Annotated in this window: 2 protein-coding genes; both read right to left on the reverse strand. The window is 35.0% G+C overall.

Features of this window, described 5'->3' with window-relative positions; genetic code table 11:
- Nucleotides 1-76 precede the first annotated feature (76 nt).
- Nucleotides 77-2680, reverse strand: coding sequence for a TonB-dependent receptor domain-containing protein (locus ACH2CJ_RS21825; protein WP_394996719.1), 2604 nt, complete (start codon nt 2678-2680; stop codon nt 77-79).
- Nucleotides 2681-2910: 230 nt separating this feature from the next.
- On the reverse strand, nt 2911-3090 hold the full coding sequence (locus tag ACH2CJ_RS21830; RefSeq protein ID WP_394996722.1) for a hypothetical protein: 180 nt from the start codon (nt 3088-3090) through the stop codon (nt 2911-2913).
- Nucleotides 3091-3330 lie beyond the last annotated feature (240 nt).

The following is a 3330-nucleotide window of genomic DNA, read 5'->3' on the forward strand; positions in this document are numbered from 1 at the left end:
AAAAACCATGTCTTAAGACATGGTTTTTTGTAATCGGCAAAATTTATTATTGAAGTGTAAATGCGAAATCTATAAATTATCTTGGACGACCACCGCCAGTTGCTGGTTGTTGAGTAGCAGCTCCGCCATCGCCTTCGCCTGCTTTCGCATCATCGTTACTAACTTTCTTCTTGCTTTTAAACAAACTTCCACCGTTAAAATCCATTTTGCCAAACATATAATTGATGGTGAAACGTACACCTCTATTATAAATATTTCTTACGCTGGTAGTTTTGAAAGTTGGGTCGCTCGATTCACTCGTGATTTTCAATGATTTAGTAAATGGATTATCCAAACCAATATTGAAACTTCCTTTTTTGTTGGTAAAATCTTTTTTAACACCCAAGTTATAGAATCTAAAAGCACCTTGATAACCTTGTAACTGAATTTGACGGCTACCCATAAAACCGAAAGCTTGGGCTCCCCAACCTTTGTTGAATGCGTACGATGCGTTGAAATTCACATTGGCATTCCATCCTTCATTTTGAATGGCAACTACTGTGTTTTTGTAGGTTTTGTCTGACTGTAACACCGGAATTACGATAGTACCACTCAACAAGTTATTCGTAATATTTGTGCCACCGCCGATTCTCAATTTTTTGGTTGGCTGTAAATTTACGAAAATGCTACCACCATAAAAATTAGTTTTACCGATGTTATCAAAAGTAGAAGTAGTAATTCCTTGCTCATTTACAGACCTTATGCTTGTTATATTGTTATCGGTGAATCTTCTAAATACTGAAGCATTAATTGAGTTTGCTTTAAAATAAGTGCTATAATTCAACTCAAAATTATGGCTCAACTCAGGTTTCAATAATGGATTTCCGTAAGAAATATTTAACGGGTCAGAGTAGTTTACGAATGGATTTAAGAATTCAAGTGACGGACGCTGAATACGTTGTACATAACTTACTCTAAACTTGTGATTTTTGGGAAAATCTTTAGAAATCGAGATACTCGGAATCAGATTATCGTAAGGCTCGATTTTAGTTGGTGCATCGGATGTCTGAAACTTAGCAATAATTTGAGTGTTTTCGTAACGAACACCCGCTTTAATACCCCATTTTTTAGGCAATGAAATAGTAAAAGTAGAGTACGCCGCTGCAACATCTTGATTATAACTAAAATTATTGGTACGATTTGTCTGAATCACATAATCCTTTATTTGGGCATTGTAATTAAAGAAATCGAACTCACTTGTTACATCACGAGCGATATATTTCGCACCAACTTCAAAAATATTTTTCTTGAATGGATATGTATAATCTACCTGAAAAGTTGTTTCACTATTAATACCATCGTTGTTGCTTTTGTTAAAAGGAATGCCGCCTCTCATCGTAGTAAAATCAGTTACACGAGTATTACGCCCATGTTGAGCAAGCAAAGTAAGTTCGTGACCTTGCTCTTTGAAAGTCTTTGTGTAGTTAAAATCTACATCAATACTATTATTATTACGAATATTAGCCAAATCTTGCGTAAATTCTTGTAAAACTGTACCAGAAGCCGTTTTTAGTAAAGAAGTTTGTAAACCTGGTGTATTGAAATTACCCACGCCATATCTGGCACTTAAACTCAATGAGTTCTTGGCATTAATGTCATAATCAACTGACAGCTGTGTATTACCAAAAAATCTTCTTACTTGGTTTTTATCAGTTTGATTGAAAACAGTTTCAAAACCTCTCACCGATGAATTACGAACCGTTGAACCATCACTTGGGGTATTATAAGAGCTATTTCCACCGAAATTTAGCGAAGTACCCAATTTCTTTTTACGTAGATTAATATTACCAAAAGCATTTGCTCCACGCACACCTGCACCTGCATTTACAAAACCAGTAAGACCTTGCAAGTTGTTTTTCTTGGTAATGATGTTAATGATACCTGCAGTTCCTTCAGCATCGTATTTAGCTGATGGTGAAGTGATTACTTCTACTTGCTTAATCATATCAGCAGGAATTTGCTTGAGGGCATCGGCAATGTTACTCGCCAAAATACTCGAAGGTTTGTTGTTTATCAATACCTTTATATTTCCGCTACCACGCATTTGCACGTTTCCGTCCATGTCAACAGTAAGCATTGGTACTTTTCGCAACACATCTTCGGCAGTACCGCCCTTGCTCGTGATATCTTTATCGGCATTATAAACCAATCTATCAACTTTATCTTCAATCAATGAGGCTTGACCAGTTACTGTTACTTCATTCAAAATTTTACTATCGGTAGCCATCAACATATTGCCCACATTTGCTTCTGCTTTGTTGCTTGCCAAATCTACTTTGGCAATGGTTGTATTTTTATAGCCGATAAAAGACGCAACTAACTTATAAGTACCTTTTGCCAAATTTTTGACAGTAAAAGCACCATTCATGTCAGTCATTGCACCATCAACTACTTTATTGTTTTTGTCATAAACTGCAACTGATGCAAACTCAACCGCTTTATTTGTAGTTGAATCCATAAGTTTACCGCTAATTTTTGCAGAACCACGAGGAATTTCTTCTTGAGGTAATTGCTGTTGTTGCGGATTCGATCCTGGAAAGCCACCTCCACTACGGTGGCCGCCACCACCACCAGGCATTTGGGCAGAGATATTGGTCATAAATGCCATTAAAGTAATTATAAGTAAAATAAACTTTTTCATGATGTGTTGATTGTTAATATTGTTTTTTTTTAAATTGGAAAGCATCGAAATCTTGCTTTTGTACAAAATTATATCATTTATACCTATTAGAAACAAGGTATTGCCTTAAAAGATTTATAAAAATTACAAGTGGTTGAAAAGAATAGACGAATGGTGTAGAATAATAGACAATTAATAGTCGATGGGGATGTTAGATGATCAATATTTGGTGTTCCCTATTTGAAATAAAACTATTTTTCGAGCAGATATTTTCTGCGAATAGGATTTATTAAAAATTTTTTATGAGCAGTAAAACTTTCGACGTGCATTTGTTCAAACATTTCCTTCCATTCTTCAAAGCGTTCAGACTCTGCTTGATGAAATTTTTTGCTGTCTATTTTCTTAGAAATCAAATATTGGTCGAAACTCATTTTGAACAATTAAAATATTTACTTGCAAAACTATTGACTATTTATCAAATTTACTAATTCTTCTCAAAACCTCAATCGCTTTAAAATGTATAAACTGCTCATTATCAACTCATTTTGGCTTTTTGGTTTGGTTGGTTGCCAAAATAAACCTGTACTGTATGAAGGGCAAAAACTCAAAGGAGTGTGTTTTGTTGCTCCGCCACAAAAAATTGATGCCGAAGAATTTGAACCTGTAAAAAA

The organism is Emticicia sp. (assembly GCF_043780375.1).
Taxonomy (GTDB): domain Bacteria; phylum Bacteroidota; class Bacteroidia; order Cytophagales; family Spirosomataceae; genus Emticicia.

Bases quoted from the DNA above. Each gene is read 5' to 3' on its own strand.
- ACH2CJ_RS21825 (WP_394996719.1), bottom strand. From the start codon at position 2,680: ATGAAAAAGTTTATTTTACTTATAATTACTTTAATGGCATTTATGACC.
- ACH2CJ_RS21830 (WP_394996722.1), bottom strand. From the start codon at position 3,090: ATGAGTTTCGACCAATATTTGATTTCTAAGAAAATAGACAGCAAAAAA.